Genomic DNA, 14,660 nt, shown 5'->3' on the forward strand with positions numbered 1-14,660 from the left:
GGCGACCCTGAGGTCGCCTTTGCGTCACTTGAACTGCCGGCCCAAACCACTGGGCACGCCGTGGATGTCAGTGTCTTCCCATGGACCATTCGGGCTGACAGAGCGGCTCCAGCCGTTGTTCCAGCGATAATAGGTGCGCTGGCGATAGAAGGTATTGGTCTGGTCATCGAGCACATACACGCCGAGCTTGGCATCCCAATGGCTGTTGCCACCCGGTGGCGGCGCGAAGCTCGCCGAAGTGCGCGGTACTGGCTTGGCCGGTTTGGCCGGGACGTTCGGTTTGCTCGGCGCAGGTGAAGTCGAGGGGGTCGGCTTGGGCTGCGATGGCGGGATCGGCGGCAACGGTGCGGGTTCGGGCCGCTGGACCGCACAAGCGCTTAACCCCAGGACCATACTGAGCAGGGTGATACGGGCGATGGCGGTCATAGGCGGTTCCTGTTATTTGTCCGGGCTGTCGATGGTCAGTTTTTGTGGCGCTGAGGTGCTGCTGGCCAGTGGCTGGCTGCGACCGATCCACTCGCCGGCAGTCGGTTGACCGGCACGGGAGATTCGCGCAACCAGTTGGACTTCAGGAAAGTTGGACAGTTTCAACTGCGGCATCATCGCGTCGGCATCACCCAGTTCGACGCTCGCGGGCAAGTCGGCCACAGTCAGGCGCTTGGCCGCCAAAGGTGCCGGAGGGCCGGACGTTGCGCGGGCAAAAATGAACACGCTGTCACCGGGTTGCACCTTGGCCTTCAACTCGGGTGCAAGGTCCACCGTGACTTTCAGCAGTGCCGCCTTGGCGACCGGCGCCTGGGCAACTTTGCCGCCGCCGGCTTCGAGTTTCTCGCTGGCCCGGGCGATCCCGCCTTGCAAGGCTGCACGGGAATTGTCTTCGGGCGGCAATTGCGCCAGCAGCCGGTTCCAGTAATCGATGGCGTCCTGATAGCGCTCGCCCTCGAATGCCGCGATACCCAGCAGCCCCAGGCTGGTGACTTCTTTCGGATCGGCCTTCAATGCTTCGTCAGTCAAGGCCTGTACCTTGTCCGACCATTTTTTGCCGTCGGCGAAGTACTGCGCTTGCGCCCATTGGCCGAGCAACTCAGGTTGACGACCGGCCAGCGCCACGGTGCGTTCGAACATCTTTGCCGCATCACCAGGGCGGTCCTGGGCCATGTAGGTACGACCCAGGAAGTACAGGCCTTCCGCAGAATCGGGCTGAGCCGCGACCGCGCGCTCCAGGCGCGAGGTCATCTCTTCCATGGACTGCGGAGCCTGGGCGAATTCACGGGTCAGCTCGACTTTGTTGCTGGCACCGAAGTGCAGGTACAGACCAAGGCCCAGCACCGGCACCAGAATCGCCGCCAACAGCGGCCATGGTTTGCCCAGGCGCGAAACACGCGGTGCCGCGACGCCTTCGGTATCAGCCAGCAGCTCACGGGCCGCTTCGGCACGACCGGTGTCCATTTGCGCAGCGTTGAGCACGCCCTCTTCCTGCTGAGTTTGCAACTCAGCCACGCGTTCCTGATACAACGCGACGTTCAGGGCAGTACGATCCTCTTCAAGCTGGGCGCGACGGCCGCGCAAAACAGGGATCAACAGAAAACTCAGGGCAACCAGAAGCAGCAGACCTGCAGCGAGCCAGAAATCAATCATTCTTGGTTTTATCCAACAGGTGGTCGAGGCGCTCGCGTTCATCCACGGAAAGCGAGTCCGGGCTATCGGTGCGCAGGACGCGACGACGGCGAACTATCACGGCAATGATCACAAAACCGCCCAGCAGCAAGCCTGCGGGGCCGAACCAGAGCAGTGCGGTCTTGGCATTCAGCGCGGGTTTGTAGCGGACGAAATCACCGTAGCGATCGACCATGAAGTCGATGATCTGCTGGTTGTCCTTGCCCTCGCCGAGCATGCGGAAAATCTCTTTGCGCAGATCAGCGGCGATCGGCGCGTTGGAGTCGGCAATGTCCTGGTTCTGGCACTTGGGGCACCGCAGCTCCTTGGTCAGTTCGCGAAAACGCTCGCGGTCACCTTCCTTGGCGAACTCATAGGTGTCGATGGCCGCATGAGCCATCCCGGCCATGCTCAAGCCCAGCACTGCGGCGGCAATCCAGCGCTTCATGGCTTGGCCTCGTCGACCAGCGCCTGATACTTGGCGGCCAGTTTTTCGCGCCAGACCTGTTCGTCGATGACCCCCACGAACTTGTCGCGGATGATGCCCTTGGCGTCGATAAAGAAGGTTTCCGGTGCGCCGTAGACACCGAGGTTCAGGCCCAGGGTACCTTCGTCGTCGCGGATATCCAGCTGGTAAGGGTTGTGAAACTCCGTCAGCCACTTCAAGGCGTCGGCGTTGACGTCCTTGTAGTTGATGCCGTAGATCACCACGCCCTTCTCGGCCAGCTTGTTCAGTACCGGGTGCTCGACGCGGCAGGAAATGCACCAGGTGCCCCACACGTTGACCAGCGCCGGCTTGCCAAGGATGTCTGCCCGGGTCAGCGTCTTGTCACCCTGCACCGCAGGCAGCGAGAACTCCGGGAACGGCTTGCCGATCATCGCCGACGGCAGCTCGGCCGGGTCCAGGTACAACCCGCGGTACAGAAAAACCGCCACCACCAGGAAAATCGCGAGCGGCAGCAACATCAACCAACGTCTCATGCAGTGGCTCCCGACATGCCCAGCGCTTCACGCACGCGGCTTTTGACCTTGACCCGATAACGCCGGTCCAGCGCCGCCAGCAATCCGCCGAAACCGGTCAGCAATCCGCCGAACCAGATCCAGCGCACGAACGGCTTGACGTGGACGCGTACGGCCCAGGCGCCATCGCCCAGAGGTTCGCCGAGGGCGACGTAGAGGTCACGGGTGAAACCGGCATCGATCCCCGCCTCGGTCATGACCGAGTTCTGCACGGTGTACAGGCGTTTTTCCGGGTGCAGCACGCTGATTTCCTTGCCGTCCTTGATCACCCGAACGGTGCCCTTGTCGGAGGTAAAGTTCGGGCCTTCGAAGTGTTTGGCACCTTCGAATACAAACTGGTAACCGCCCAGGCTCATGGATTCACCCGGCGCCAGGCGCAGGTCGCGCTCGGCACTGTTCTGGCTCGACAGGACCACGCCCAGGGCACACACGGCGATGCCCAGGTGCGCGATCTGCATGCCCCAGTAGCTGCGGGTCAGGGTCGGCAGGCCCTTGATCAGGCCCTTGTGACGAGTCTTGTCAAAGATGTCGCGCACGCCGGCCAGCAACACCCAGGCCGCCAGCATGAAGGTCGCGATCACGGCCCAATTGAAATCGCCATAGGCGACGCCAGCGATCACGGCTAAAGCAGCGCTGCCCAGCAACACCGGAGTGAGCATGCCCACCAGCCATTTGACCGGCGTGTCTTTCCAGCGCACCAGCATGCCAATGGCCATGACCACCATCAGCAGTGCCATCAGCGGGATAAACAGCGCGTTGAAATACGGCGGGCCGACCGACAGCTTGGCCCCGGTCATGGCGTCCAGGATCAACGGGTACAAGGTGCCCAGCAGGATCATCGAAGCCGCCACCACCAGCACCAGGTTGTTGCCCAGTAACAGGGTTTCCCGGGACCAGAGGTTGAAGCCGACCTGACTCTTCACCACCGGCGCACGCAGGGCGAACAGCGTCAGCGAACCACCGACCACGAACAGCAGGAAAATCAGGATGAACACGCCGCGCTCCGGATCAGAGGCGAACGCGTGCACCGAGGTCAGAACCCCGGAACGCACCAGGAAGGTTCCCAGCAGGCTCAGGGAGAACGCAGCGATGGCGAGCAACACGGTCCAGCTCTTGAACACGCCACGTTTTTCCGTGACGGCCAATGAGTGAATCAGTGCGGTGCCGACCAGCCAAGGCATGAAGGAGGCGTTTTCCACCGGGTCCCAGAACCACCAGCCACCCCAGCCGAGCTCGTAATAGGCCCACCAGGAGCCCAGGGTGATGCCGATTCCGAGGAAGGCCCAGGCGACGATGGTCCACGGACGCGACCAGCGCGCCCAGGCTGCATCAAGACGACCGCCCAACAGCGCGGCGATGGCGAACGCGAACGCTACCGAGAAGCCCACGTAACCCATGTACAGCATCGGCGGGTGAACGATCAGGCCGATGTCCTGCAGCAACGGGTTGAGGTCACGACCGTCGGCCGGGATTTGCGGAAGGATGCGTGCGAACGGGTTGGACGTCAGGATCAGGAACAGCAGGAAACCCGTGCTGATCATGCCCATGATCGCCAGCACCCGGGCCAGCATCACCTGCGGCAGTTGCCGTGAGAACACGGATACAGCGAAGGTCCAGCCGCCCAGGATCAATGCCCAAAGCAGCAGCGAGCCTTCGTGCGCGCCCCACACGGCGCTGAATTTGTAGTACCACGGCAACGCGCTGTTGGAGTTGCTGGCGACGTAATCCACGGAGAAGTCGTCCGCCATGAACGCATAGGTCAGGCAACCAAAGGCAAACAGCAGGAACGCGAACTGTCCCCAGGCCGCAGGTTGCGCGAGGCTCATCCACAGGCGATCGCCGCGCCAGGCGCCGAGCAAGGGCACTACCGACTGAACCAGGGCAAAACACAGCGCCAGGATCATGGCCAGGTGGCCCAGTTCCGGGATGTACAACCCGGCGCTATAGAGTCCAGCAGTCATCAGTTAGCCCTCTTTCGCAGGAGTAGGTGCCGACATGCCACTGTCTTTCAAGGCCTTGGTCACTTCCGGCGGCATGTATTTTTCATCGTGCTTGGCCAGCACTTCGTCGGCCACCACCACGCCCTCGGCGTTGAGCTTGCCCAACGCCACGATCCCCTGCCCTTCACGGAACAGATCGGGAAGGATGCCGCGGTAGCTGATGGTCACGGTCTTGTTGAAATCGGTGACGTTGAATTTCACGTCCAGGGAATCGCCGGAACGTTTCAGCGAACCGGCCTCGACCATGCCACCGGCGCGAATGCGCGTGTCCTGCGGGGCTTCGCCGCTGGCGATCTGGGTCGGTGTGTAGAACAGGTTGATGTTCTGCTGCAGGGCGCTCAGGGCCAGGCCGACAGCAGCGCCAACCCCGACCAGGATCGCGAGAATGATGATAAGACGCTTTTTGCGCAGCGGATTCACTTGCCGTTCTCCCGGCGCAGACGACGCGCCTCTTGTTGCAGATACCGCTTGCGGGCCAGGATCGGCGCCGCCACGTTCAGGGCCAACACTGCCAGGCAGATGCCGTAGGCTGACCAGACATAAAGGCCATGATGGCCCATGGCGAGGAAGTCGCCGAATGAAGCAAAACTCATCGCGCGGCCTCCAGGCTGTGCTGCACTTCGGCTTTCACCCAACTGGCCCGGGCTTCGCGCTTGAGCACTTCGAGGCGCATGCGCAGCAACAGCACCGCACCGAAGAAGCAATAGAAACCCAGCACGGTCAGTAGCAGCGGCAGCCACATTTCAGCGGGCATCGCAGGCTTTTCGGTCAGGGTGAAGGTGGCGCCCTGGTGCAGGGTGTTCCACCACTCCACCGAATACTTGATGATCGGGATATTGATCACCCCGACAATCGCCAGCACCGCACACGCCTTGGCGGCGCTCTCACGATTGCTGATGGCGTTGCCCAGCGCAATGAGACCGAAGTACAGGAACAGCAGGATCAGCATGGACGTTAGTCGCGCATCCCAGACCCACCACGAGCCCCAGGTCGGCTTGCCCCAGATCGCGCCGGTGACCAGCGCCACGGCGGTCATCCAGGCGCCGATGGGCGCAGCGCACTGCAGGGCGACGTCGGCCAGTTTCATCTTCCATACCAGCCCGACGATGCCGCACACCGCCAGCATCACATAGATCGACTGCGCCAGCATGGCAGCCGGTACATGGATATAGATGATGCGAAAGCTGTTGCCTTGCTGATAGTCCGGCGGCGCGAAGGCCAGGCCCCAGACCACGCCAATACCTATCAGCAGCAACGCCGCGATGCTCAACCACGGCAGCAGTTTGCCGCTGATGCCGTAGAACCATTTGGGTGAGCCGAGCTTATGAAACCAGGTCCAGTTCATTACTGTTTCCATCACGGTTGCTCTTCGCTATGAAGAGCCAAGGGTCTGCCTTTTTTTCAAAAGAAAACGATCAAAAAATGACCAGACCTCATTATTATTCGCCGACGCTGATCTTCAGGCCAGCAGCTATTGCAAAGGGTGTAAGGGTTATCGCCAAGGCGGTCAGGCTACCAAGCCACAACAGATAACCGGTCGCCGGCATGCCCATCAGTGCCGCCTGCAAGGCGCCACTGCCGAGAATCAATACCGGGATGTACAGCGGCAGTATCAAAAGCGCCAGCAGCAAGCCACCACGCTTCAAACCCACGGTCAACGCCGCGCCCACTGCACCCAGCAGGCTCAGCACTGGTGTACCCAGCAACAAGGAAAGCAGCAACACCGGCAGACAGGCGGCAGGCAATCCGAGCATTAACGCCAGCAGTGGTGCGAGCAAAACCAGAGCCAGGCCGGAGAAGGCCCAGTGTGCCAGTACCTTGGCTAAAACCAGAAGGGCCAGGGGGTGCGACGAAAGGACCCACTGTTCAAGGGAACCATCTTCGAAATCACTGCGGAAGAGCCCGTCCAGCGAGAGCAAAACCGATAAAAGGGCCGCTACCCATACCAGTCCCGGAGACAAGGTTTGCAACAATTGAGACTCGGGCCCGACCGCCAAAGGGAACAGTGAAACCACGATGGCGAAAAATACCAGCGGATTGGCCAGTTCGGCCGGACGACGGAACAGCAAGCGCGCCTCGCGGGCAACCAACAGGCCAAAAACACTCATACGGCCCAGTTCCCCAGATCAATGTCGCGGTAGCCGGCCGGCATACGGCTCAGCGTGTGGTGGGTCGTCAGTACGACCATGCCGCCCTGCTCACAGTGGGCTGCAAGGTGTTCCTCGAGTTGCGCCACACCCTGTTTGTCCAGCGCGGTGAAGGGTTCATCGAGAATCCATAACGGCGGACTGTCCAGGTACAACCGCGCCAGCGCCACACGCCGCTGCTGGCCGGCGGACAGGGTGTGACAGGGCACATCCTCGAAGCCACGCAGCCCGACGGCGCCGAGCGCCTGCCAGATGGCGTCATGGGAGGCAGGTTGATGCAGGGCGCAGAGCCAGCTCAGGTTCTCTTCCGGAGTCAACAGGTCCTTGATCCCGGCGGCATGGCCAATCCACAACAGGTTGCGTGCCAGTTCGTGCCGTTGCTCGCTGAGCGGCTGGCCGTTGAGCAACACTTGACCGGCGGTCGGCTGCATCAAGCCTGACAAAAGCCGCAGCAAACTGGTCTTGCCGCTGCCGTTGGGCCCGCTGATTTGCACCATTTCGCCACTGGCCAGTCTCAATTCGAGATTTTCGAAAAGCAGCCGAAGGTCTCGCTCACAGGCAAGGGCAACGGTTTGCAGGACTGGACTGGTCAAGAGATCACGGGCCTTTACGGTTCAAGTCGGCGGTATTGCGGCCGCTAAAGAGATGCAGGATAAATGCATTGGCGGCCCGTTATGGGGAGCTGCGTCAAACAAATGCATTGTTTCGCGCGCCCCATAGACGACGGGGCGGCATTATACATGCCATCCCCTACTCTCAAGAGTGCAATTTCCTCAGGTTGTGACCGCGTATGACAGGCGAAATGAACATCCTCCCGATCTTGCAGAATGCGCCGGCCACTTCACGCCCGCAAACCGGCGGCGAACTGCTCAAGTTGCTGACACCCATGGAGGGCCTGATATCCGCCGGCCAATCCGCCAACGCCGAAGTGCTGTCACTCAAGCAGGCCGACCAGGCCTTTCAATTGCTGCTCAAGATCACCCTGGAGAACGGGCGCCAGACGACGCTCCAGGCCATCAGTGCCCAGCCTTTGCCCCAAGGCTCCAGCCTGGCAATCACACAACCCTCGGCGGGCAACCTGGCGATCACCCTGCAACAGGCCCTCGCCTCTGGCGCGGCCACCCTCACCCGCCTCGACCCGGCGCAATTGCCCGCCGGCACGCTGCTGCAAGGCAAGGTCCTGACGTCCCAGGTGCTGCCGCAGGAATCCGGCCAGCCCACGGTGTATCGCTCAATGGTCGGCCTGCTCAACACTGCTCTGAGCGGCAGTACCTTGAGCATCGACAGCCCGACGCCACTGCGCATCGGCACTTTGCTCAGCGCCCTGGTGCAAGACAGCCAGACACTCAAATTCGTCCCGCTCGGCAGCCGCTCGGAGCAACTGGCAGTGACCCAGCAACTGGCCAGCCAGCACAGCCGGCAAGGCTCCCTGGACGGCCTGCTGAAGCTTCTGCAGAACCTGCCCGCCGGGAGCCAGACCTCCAGCGACTTGCGCGCCGCTGCCGAAAAGCTGCTCGCTGGTCTGCCGGATATTCAGCAATTGAGCAGCCCGAAAGGCCTGGCGCTGGCCCTGGCGAACAGCGGCGTGTTCCTCGAATCAAAGCTCCTGGGCGGGCTGAATCCGTCGCTGGCCCCGGATATGAAAGGTGATCTGCTCAGGCTGATCGCCCAACTGAGCCCGGCCCCCAACACGCACATGAACGCGATCATTGCCGCCAACACCCTGGCCCAGGCCATGCCGAGCTTCATGCGCAATGCCCTGGGCATGCTCAGCCAGGTGAGCGCCAAGCCCTCGCCGACCAGCTTTCCGCTGGCCGATCGCCTGTTGCAGAGTGCCGAAGGTGAGGATGATCTCGAACACCTGCTGCGCTTGGCGGCCGCTGCAGTATCGCGCCTGCAAAGTCACCAGCTGTCGAGCCTGGAACAGACAGGGGTGACCGCCGACGGGCGCTTGATGAGTACCTGGCAGCTGGAAATCCCGATGCGCAACCTGCAGGACATTGTGCCGCTGCAGGTCAAATTCCAGCGTGAAGACGCGCCGGAAAAAGAACAGCCAAAAGATCGTCATGAAGAACGCCCACCCAAGCAGCAACTGTGGCGAGTCGAGCTGGCGTTCGACATGGAACCGCTGGGGCCGTTGCAGGTTCAGGCCCAGCTGATCAGTGGCAGCCTGTCTGGCCAGCTGTGGGCCGAGCGGCCGTACACCGCCAGCCTGATCGAAAGCAACCTGGCAGCCCTGCGGCAACAACTGCTCGATTCTGGCCTGAACGTGGGCGACATCGACTGTCACCTCGGAACCCCACCCCAAGGCCCGCAAACCCGTCTCGAACAACGCTGGGTGGATGAAACCGCATGAGCCATTCCGACACCCCACGCCAGGCCATCGCCCTCAAGTACGACGGCACCCACGCCCCGACGCTCACGGCCAAAGGCGACGATGCCCTGGCCGAAGCCATCCTGAAGATTGCCCGTGATTACGAAGTACCCATCTACGAGAACGCCGAACTGGTGAAGTTGCTGGCGCGAATGGAGTTGGGCGAGAGTATTCCGGAAGAGTTGTATCGAACGATTGCGGAGATTATTGCGTTTGCCTGGAGGTTGAAGGGGAAATTTCCGCAAGGGCAGGATCCGGATGCGCCGATGGTGGAGAAGGACGTGACTGCACGTGGGGATGATTATTGAGGTGCCGTTTGTAAAAGATCGCAGCCTCGTTTCACTCGGCAGCTCCTACAGTGGAACGCTTACAGTCCCGTAGGCGCTGTCGAGTGAAACGAGGCTGCGATCTTTTGATCTATCAGCTCTTGTGCAACTTGCGCATCAACTCCGCCTCGGCCTGGGTCAGGCCACAGGACGCCGTCAGCTCTTCGGCGCTGGCGCCCATGCCAACCAGGCGCGCTGCCTGGGCAAAGGACAGGCTCGACGGGTCGCGCTGCTCAAGCGCCACCAGCTTGTCCGGTATTGGCCCGACTACCGCGCGCAGTTCCTGCAGTTCCTGGCCCATGCGCACGTTACCGTCCTGGTAGTTCTCGACGCGTCGGGTCAGGTCCTTGATCCGCTGATCGCGCAGCGCGTCGCCCTCGACCTGTTTAGCCGCGAGCGGTTTTTGCGTACGCACGTACGCCAGGAACATTGCCAGGGTGCCTGCCCACAAAAGGAACAGGACAATGACCGCGACCTCAAGAATCAATCAGATGTTCTCCAGGTCCGACCATTCTTCTTCGCTCATCATCTTGTCCAGCTCGACCAGGATCAGCAGTTCGTTGTTCTTGTTGCACACGCCCTGAATGAACTTGGCGGACTCTTCATTCCCGACGTTAGGCGCGGTTTCGATTTCCGACTGACGCAGGTAAACCACTTCCGCCACGCTGTCGACCATGATCCCGACCACTTGCTTGTCGGCTTCGATGATGACGATGCGGGTGTTGTCGCTGATCTCGGCGTTCATCAGGCCGAAGCGCTGACGGGTGTCGATCACGGTGACGACATTACCGCGCAGGTTGATGATGCCGAGCACGTAGCTTGGGGCACCCGGAACCGGGGCGATCTCGGTGTAGCGCAGTACTTCCTGAACGCGCATTACGTTGATGCCGTAGGTTTCATTGTCCAGCTTGAAGGTTACCCATTGCAGGATCGGATCTTCAGAACCCTTTGCCGCCGTCGCCTTGTCATTCATACCCTGACCCCTCAAAAAACCGCCGTGGCGGTGTGTGTTCGGCACAGCGGCCCTCGATAGGTCGCTGCCTGTTTGTTATGTCGGTGTGTGGGCTGGCTTTTTGCCGCCCATGTGCCTTGCCCCGCCGCTGGCTATCAACTCCGCCAACTCGGCAACATCAAGCAACGCACACATGTGTTCAATCACGGTACCGGCCAGCCAGGGGCGTTGGCCCCGCTGGCTGCGCCATTTGATTTCATTCGGGTCCAGGCGCAGGGAGCGGCTGACCTGATGCACCGCCAGCCCCCATTCGTAACCCTGGACCGAAATCACGTATTGCAGGCCCTGGCGAAAATCGTCGCGGTAGCGGTCGGGCATGACCCAGCGCGCGGTATCGAGGACTTTCAGGTTACCGGCCTGGCTCGGCAGAATCCCGAGAAACCAATCCGGCTGGCCGAACAAGGGTGTCAGCTCATGGCCTTCCAGCGAGTAGATCGAGCCCAGGCACACCAGCGGCACCGCCAGGGTCAACCCGGCCACATCGAACAACAGGCATTCGAAGGGCTCGGCGGCCCAGGCGGGCCTGCCATTGCTGTCCGCCGGCGGCAGCCTGTTACCGGGCGGCAGGTGGACTTCGACAACCGGTGGAACCAGGGCCTGAAGCAGCGGCGCGATGGTCGACACGGATGCCAGGGCCAGCGCAGGTGCTTCTACCAGCACTACCCTGGCCTGCTCAACCTGAACCTCTTCAACCGCAGCCACTACCGGAGCAACAACCGCCTCTGGCTTACGCGCATCCCGGACCTGCTCTTCAAGCACTGCCGCCTGGAACTCGTCCAGAGTCGCTTCGACTTCGACCGCTTCAACAGGCGCTTGAACTTCAACCGGCAGGTCTTCGGTCGCGTCCATCAGCAGGCTGTCCAGGTAGGACTGCAACGCCAGTTGCGGACGTGACGTGATCTTGACCGGCCGATTCACAGACACACCTCCACCGTAGGAGCTGCCGCAGGTTTCGATCTGCCGATCTGGTTTTTTTCAAGGATGCCGCCAGGCAAGATCGAAAGATCGCAGCCTGCGGCAGCTCCTGCTGGGATCGGGTTCATCTACGCCACCGCCGGGACAAGCTGCTGCTCCAGCAAATGCTTGAGCAACGAGCGATACGCCAATACGCCGCGGCTCTTGCCATCGAACTGCGACGGCGTGAGACCGGCACGGCTGGCATCACGCAGGCGCGTGTCGACCGGGATATAACCCTGCCAGGTTTCTTCCGGGAACATGTCGCGCACCACTCGCAGCGTGCCGATGGACGCCTGGGTCCGTCGATCGAACAGGGTCGGCACGATGCTGAACGGCAGCGGCTGTTTGCGCGAACGGTTGATCATCGCCAGGGTGTTGACCATGCGTTCCAGGCCCTTGACGGCCAGATGCTCGGTCTGCACCGGGATCACCAACTGCTGGCTCGCGGCGAGGGCGTTAACCATCAGCACCCCCAGCAGCGGCGGGCTGTCGATGACCGCGTAATCGAAGTCTTGCCACAACTGCGCCAGACTCTTGGCGATCACCAGGCCCAGGCCACTCTGGCCCGGCGACTGCCGTTCCAGGGTCGCCAGGGCGGTGCTCGAAGGCAGCAGCGAGATGTTCTCATGGCTGGTGGGCAACAACAGTTGACCCGGCAACCCGGCGGGGACGCTGCCCTTGTGCAGGAACAGGTCGTAGCTGCTGTGCTCCAGGGCGTCGGGGTCATACCCGAAATAGCTGGTCATGGAGCCGTGGGGATCGAGGTCGACCACGACCACACGCTTGCCCGCCTCGGCCAGCAACCCGGCTAAAGCGATGGAGGATGTGGTTTTACCAACACCACCCTTTTGATTGGCGACTGCCCAGACTCTCATTCGAATGATTCCTCCCGGTCGAAATGCCGACCGAGAAATAGCTCAGCGTGTTAATGCGGGTGACGGAGAATTGACGGCGCTCTCTCGTCCCGGCGGCTTGACCGGTGCAGGTGCAGTTTGTGTGCCAGCACGCTTCAATGCAGCATCCGGTTGTGCATTGGCGGTACCGGTGCCTGTCAGGCTGCGCCGTACATCCAGGTTTCGTGACACCACCAGCACCACCCGCCGGTTGCGCGCGCGGCCTTCAGCGGTGGCGTTATTGGCCACCGGCTGGAACTCGCCATAACCCACCGACGCCAGACGCCCCGGGTTCACTCCCTGCATCGCCAGCATGCGCACGATGCTCGCCGAGCGGGCAGAAGACAGCTCCCAGTTGGTGGGGTATTGCGCGGTCCGAATCGGTTGATCGTCGGTAAAGCCTTCGACATGGATGGGGTTGTCGAACGGCTTCAGGATGGCCGCGACCTTGTCGATGATGTTAAAGGCGATGTCGCTGGGCATGGCGTCGCCGCTGCCGAACAACAGGCTGGAATTGAGTTCGATCTCCACCCACAACTCGTTGCCACGCACGGTCATCTGGTTGGAGCTGATCAGGTCGCCGAACGCGGCACTGATATCATCGGCAATGCTTTGCAGAGGGTTTTCACCCGCCTGCGCGATGCCGGCGTCGACCTGCTCGCTGTCCTTGACCAGAGGCTTGGCGGGGGTCACGGTCTTGGGGCGTTCATCGCCGATGGGGATGGGTTTCAGCGCTCGATCGGAGTCGTTGAACACGCCGATCAACGCCTCGGAAATCACCTTGTACTTGCCTTCGTTGATCGACGAGATCGAGTACATCACCACGAAAAACGCGAACAGCAGCGTGATGAAGTCGGCGTAGGAAACCAGCCAGCGCTCATGGTTCACATGTTCTTCAGGTTGCCGGCGACGTGCCATCTTCCATAACCCCCATCAATCCATGAAGCCCTGGAGCTTCAATTCGATAGAGCGAGGGTTTTCACCTTCGGCGATCGACAGAATGCCTTCCAGCAACATTTCGCGATAACGCGACTGCCGCAGGGCGATGGCCTTGAGTTTGGCAGCGATGGGCAACAGCACCAGGTTGGCGCTGGCCACGCCGTAGATGGTGGCAACGAACGCAACGGCAATGCCGCTGCCCAGTTGCGACGGATCGGCCAGATTGCCCATGACGTGAATCAGGCCCATTACCGCACCGATGATGCCGATGGTCGGCGCGTAGCCGCCCATGCTTTCAAAGACTTTGGCCGCCTCGATGTCCCGGCTTTCCTGAGTATAGAAATCGACCTCGAGGATGCTGCGGATGGCCTCAGGCTCTGCGCCATCGACCAGGAGTTGCAAGCCCTTGCGCGAGTAGTTGTCGGGTTCGGCGTCGGCCACCCCTTCCAGGCCCAGCAGCCCTTCCTTGCGGGCGGTGAGGCTCCAGTTGACCACGCGATCGACGCCACCGGCCAGGTCGACCCGCGGCGGGAACAGAATCCACACCAGGATTTGCATCGCGCGCTTGAAGGCGCTCATCGGCGACTGCAGCAGCGCCGCACCGACGGTACCGCCGATAACGATCAGTGCCGCCGGACCGTTCGCCAGTGCGCCGAGGTGACCACCTTCCAGGTAGTTGCCGCCGATGATGGCGACGAACGCCATGATGATCCCGATGAGGCTCAGTACATCCATTAGACACACGCCTCGACCAGATGCCTGCCGATTTCGTCCAGGCTGTACACCGCGTCGGCGAGCTCGGCCTTGACGATGGCCATGGGCATCCCGTAGATCACGCAGCTGGCTTCATCCTGGGCCCAGATGGTGCTGCCGCCCTGTTTGAGCAGGCGCGCGCCTTCGCGGCCGTCGGCCCCCATGCCGGTCAGTACCACCGCCAGAACTTTGTCACCGTAGGATTTGGCCGCCGACCCGAAGGTGATGTCCACGCACGGCTTGTAGTTGAGGCGCTCGTCGCCCGGCAGAATCTTCACCGCGCCACGACCGTCGATCATCATCTGCTTGCCGCCCGGCGCCAGCAGCGCCAGGCCCGGACGCAGGATGTCGCCGTCTTCGGCTTCCTTGACGTGGATGCGGCAGAGTTTGTCCAGGCGTTCGGCAAAGGCCTTGGTAAACGCCGCCGGCATGTGCTGCACCAGCACGATGGGCGCCGGGAAATTCGCGGGCAACTGGGTCAGTACCCGTTGCAGCGCGACCGGGCCGCCAGTGGACGTACCGATTGCCACCAGCTTATAGCCCTTGCGCTTGGGGGCAGGCGACGACGGGGCCGGGGCCGGGG

19 protein-coding genes are annotated in these 14,660 nt (G+C 61.8%); 2 read left to right on the top strand and 17 right to left on the bottom strand.

The features are described 5' to 3' along the window. Positions 1 to 24: 24 nt before the first annotated feature. The 10 genes from UB23_RS20775 to ccmA all read right to left on the bottom strand — a co-directional run bounded on the left by UB23_RS20775 (position 25) and on the right by ccmA (position 7,416). Entirely contained in the window at positions 25 to 426 is a 402-nt protein-coding gene (locus UB23_RS20775; RefSeq protein ID WP_045061190.1) for a hypothetical protein, read from the bottom strand. Positions 427 to 438: 12 nt separating this feature from the next. Beyond that, the gene (gene ccmI / locus UB23_RS20780) at positions 439 to 1,638 is read right to left on the bottom strand and encodes a c-type cytochrome biogenesis protein CcmI (protein ID WP_045061191.1); all 1,200 of its coding nucleotides are present in this window, start codon (positions 1,636 to 1,638) and stop codon (positions 439 to 441) included. Then, entirely contained in the window at positions 1,631 to 2,104 is a 474-nt protein-coding gene (locus tag UB23_RS20785) for a cytochrome c-type biogenesis protein (protein WP_045061192.1), read from the bottom strand. Before UB23_RS20785 ends, ccmI begins: the two co-directional genes overlap by 8 nt. Then, the gene (locus tag UB23_RS20790; RefSeq protein ID WP_045061193.1) at positions 2,101 to 2,637 is read right to left on the bottom strand and encodes a DsbE family thiol:disulfide interchange protein; all 537 of its coding nucleotides are present in this window, start codon (positions 2,635 to 2,637) and stop codon (positions 2,101 to 2,103) included. The genes UB23_RS20785 and UB23_RS20790 overlap by 4 nt, the downstream gene beginning before the upstream one ends. After that, on the bottom strand, positions 2,634 to 4,637 hold the full coding sequence (locus UB23_RS20795; protein WP_045061194.1) for a heme lyase CcmF/NrfE family subunit: 2,004 nt from the start codon (positions 4,635 to 4,637) through the stop codon (positions 2,634 to 2,636). Before UB23_RS20795 ends, UB23_RS20790 begins: the two co-directional genes overlap by 4 nt. 3 nt (positions 4,638 to 4,640) lie before the next feature. Continuing rightward, positions 4,641 to 5,096 (bottom strand): cytochrome c maturation protein CcmE, encoded by a 456-nt coding sequence (ccmE, locus tag UB23_RS20800; protein ID WP_045061195.1) that lies wholly within the window; start codon positions 5,094 to 5,096, stop codon positions 4,641 to 4,643. After that, positions 5,093 to 5,269: a heme exporter protein CcmD gene (ccmD, locus tag UB23_RS20805; RefSeq protein WP_008055370.1), complete on the bottom strand. Its 177-nt coding sequence runs from the start codon at positions 5,267 to 5,269 to the stop codon at positions 5,093 to 5,095. The genes ccmE and ccmD overlap by 4 nt, the downstream gene beginning before the upstream one ends. Then, positions 5,266 to 6,021: a heme ABC transporter permease gene (locus tag UB23_RS20810; RefSeq protein WP_045061196.1), complete on the bottom strand. Its 756-nt coding sequence runs from the start codon at positions 6,019 to 6,021 to the stop codon at positions 5,266 to 5,268. Before UB23_RS20810 ends, ccmD begins: the two co-directional genes overlap by 4 nt. A 94-nt stretch (positions 6,022 to 6,115) precedes the next feature. Next, positions 6,116 to 6,784 carry a heme exporter protein CcmB gene (ccmB, locus tag UB23_RS20815; RefSeq protein ID WP_045061197.1) on the bottom strand — a complete coding sequence of 223 codons (669 nt, stop codon included), beginning with the start codon at positions 6,782 to 6,784 and terminating at the stop codon, positions 6,116 to 6,118. Beyond that, a complete protein-coding gene (gene ccmA / locus UB23_RS20820; protein WP_045061198.1) occupies positions 6,781 to 7,416 on the bottom strand; it encodes a cytochrome c biogenesis heme-transporting ATPase CcmA in 636 nt (211 codons plus the stop codon). Before ccmA ends, ccmB begins: the two co-directional genes overlap by 4 nt. Positions 7,417 to 7,613: 197 nt before the next feature. On the opposite strand from ccmA, the gene fliK reads away from it, so the two are divergent. Further along, positions 7,614 to 9,179, top strand: coding sequence for a flagellar hook-length control protein FliK (fliK, locus tag UB23_RS20825; RefSeq protein ID WP_045061199.1), 1,566 nt, complete (start codon positions 7,614 to 7,616; stop codon positions 9,177 to 9,179). After that, a complete protein-coding gene (locus UB23_RS20830; RefSeq protein ID WP_045061200.1) occupies positions 9,176 to 9,505 on the top strand; it encodes an EscU/YscU/HrcU family type III secretion system export apparatus switch protein in 330 nt (109 codons plus the stop codon). Before fliK ends, UB23_RS20830 begins: the two co-directional genes overlap by 4 nt. Positions 9,506 to 9,617: 112 nt before the next feature. Here the strand turns inward: UB23_RS20830 and UB23_RS20835 are convergent, their stop codons facing one another. The 7 genes from UB23_RS20835 to UB23_RS20865 all read right to left on the bottom strand — a co-directional run. After that, entirely contained in the window at positions 9,618 to 10,010 is a 393-nt protein-coding gene (locus UB23_RS20835; RefSeq protein WP_045061201.1) for a DUF2802 domain-containing protein, read from the bottom strand. Then, positions 10,011 to 10,496 (bottom strand): chemotaxis protein CheW, encoded by a 486-nt coding sequence (locus tag UB23_RS20840; protein WP_007946765.1) that lies wholly within the window; start codon positions 10,494 to 10,496, stop codon positions 10,011 to 10,013. It lies immediately after the preceding gene. A 75-nt stretch (positions 10,497 to 10,571) separates the two neighbouring features. Further along, positions 10,572 to 11,453 (bottom strand): CheW domain-containing protein, encoded by an 882-nt coding sequence (locus tag UB23_RS20845; RefSeq protein ID WP_045061202.1) that lies wholly within the window; start codon positions 11,451 to 11,453, stop codon positions 10,572 to 10,574. 125 nt (positions 11,454 to 11,578) lie between these two features. Continuing rightward, positions 11,579 to 12,367: a ParA family protein gene (locus UB23_RS20850; protein ID WP_045061203.1), complete on the bottom strand. Its 789-nt coding sequence runs from the start codon at positions 12,365 to 12,367 to the stop codon at positions 11,579 to 11,581. A gap of 42 nt (positions 12,368 to 12,409) precedes the next feature. Continuing rightward, positions 12,410 to 13,303, bottom strand: a complete 894-nt coding sequence (motD, locus tag UB23_RS20855; RefSeq protein ID WP_045061204.1) for a flagellar motor protein MotD — start codon at positions 13,301 to 13,303, stop codon at positions 12,410 to 12,412. Between the two features lie 15 nt (positions 13,304 to 13,318). Continuing rightward, entirely contained in the window at positions 13,319 to 14,059 is a 741-nt protein-coding gene (locus UB23_RS20860) for a flagellar motor protein (RefSeq protein WP_045061205.1), read from the bottom strand. Next, positions 14,059 to 14,660 (bottom strand): protein-glutamate methylesterase (locus tag UB23_RS20865; RefSeq protein WP_045061206.1); only part of this gene is annotated, 602 nt, incomplete at its 5' end. The genes UB23_RS20860 and UB23_RS20865, both read right to left, overlap by 1 nt.

Origin of the sequence: Pseudomonas sp. ES3-33 (assembly GCF_000952175.1) — a bacterium.
In the GTDB taxonomy this organism is placed as follows: Bacteria; Pseudomonadota; Gammaproteobacteria; order Pseudomonadales; family Pseudomonadaceae; genus Aquipseudomonas; species Aquipseudomonas gregormendelii.

Bases quoted from the DNA above. Each gene is read 5' to 3' on its own strand.
- UB23_RS20775 (WP_045061190.1), bottom strand. From the start codon at position 426: ATGACCGCCATCGCCCGTATCACCCTGCTCAGTATGGTCCTGGGGTTA.
- ccmI (WP_045061191.1), bottom strand. From the start codon at position 1,638: ATGATTGATTTCTGGCTCGCTGCAGGTCTGCTGCTTCTGGTTGCCCTG.
- UB23_RS20785 (WP_045061192.1), bottom strand. From the start codon at position 2,104: ATGAAGCGCTGGATTGCCGCCGCAGTGCTGGGCTTGAGCATGGCCGGG.
- UB23_RS20790 (WP_045061193.1), bottom strand. From the start codon at position 2,637: ATGAGACGTTGGTTGATGTTGCTGCCGCTCGCGATTTTCCTGGTGGTG.
- UB23_RS20795 (WP_045061194.1), bottom strand. From the start codon at position 4,637: ATGACTGCTGGACTCTATAGCGCCGGGTTGTACATCCCGGAACTGGGC.
- ccmD (WP_008055370.1), bottom strand. From the start codon at position 5,269: ATGAGTTTTGCTTCATTCGGCGACTTCCTCGCCATGGGCCATCATGGC.
- UB23_RS20810 (WP_045061196.1), bottom strand. From the start codon at position 6,021: ATGAACTGGACCTGGTTTCATAAGCTCGGCTCACCCAAATGGTTCTAC.
- ccmB (WP_045061197.1), bottom strand. From the start codon at position 6,784: ATGAGTGTTTTTGGCCTGTTGGTTGCCCGCGAGGCGCGCTTGCTGTTC.
- fliK (WP_045061199.1), top strand. From the start codon at position 7,614: ATGACAGGCGAAATGAACATCCTCCCGATCTTGCAGAATGCGCCGGCC.
- UB23_RS20830 (WP_045061200.1), top strand. From the start codon at position 9,176: ATGAGCCATTCCGACACCCCACGCCAGGCCATCGCCCTCAAGTACGAC.
- UB23_RS20840 (WP_007946765.1), bottom strand. From the start codon at position 10,496: ATGAATGACAAGGCGACGGCGGCAAAGGGTTCTGAAGATCCGATCCTG.
- UB23_RS20850 (WP_045061203.1), bottom strand. From the start codon at position 12,367: ATGAGAGTCTGGGCAGTCGCCAATCAAAAGGGTGGTGTTGGTAAAACC.
- motD (WP_045061204.1), bottom strand. From the start codon at position 13,303: ATGGCACGTCGCCGGCAACCTGAAGAACATGTGAACCATGAGCGCTGG.
- UB23_RS20860 (WP_045061205.1), bottom strand. From the start codon at position 14,059: ATGGATGTACTGAGCCTCATCGGGATCATCATGGCGTTCGTCGCCATC.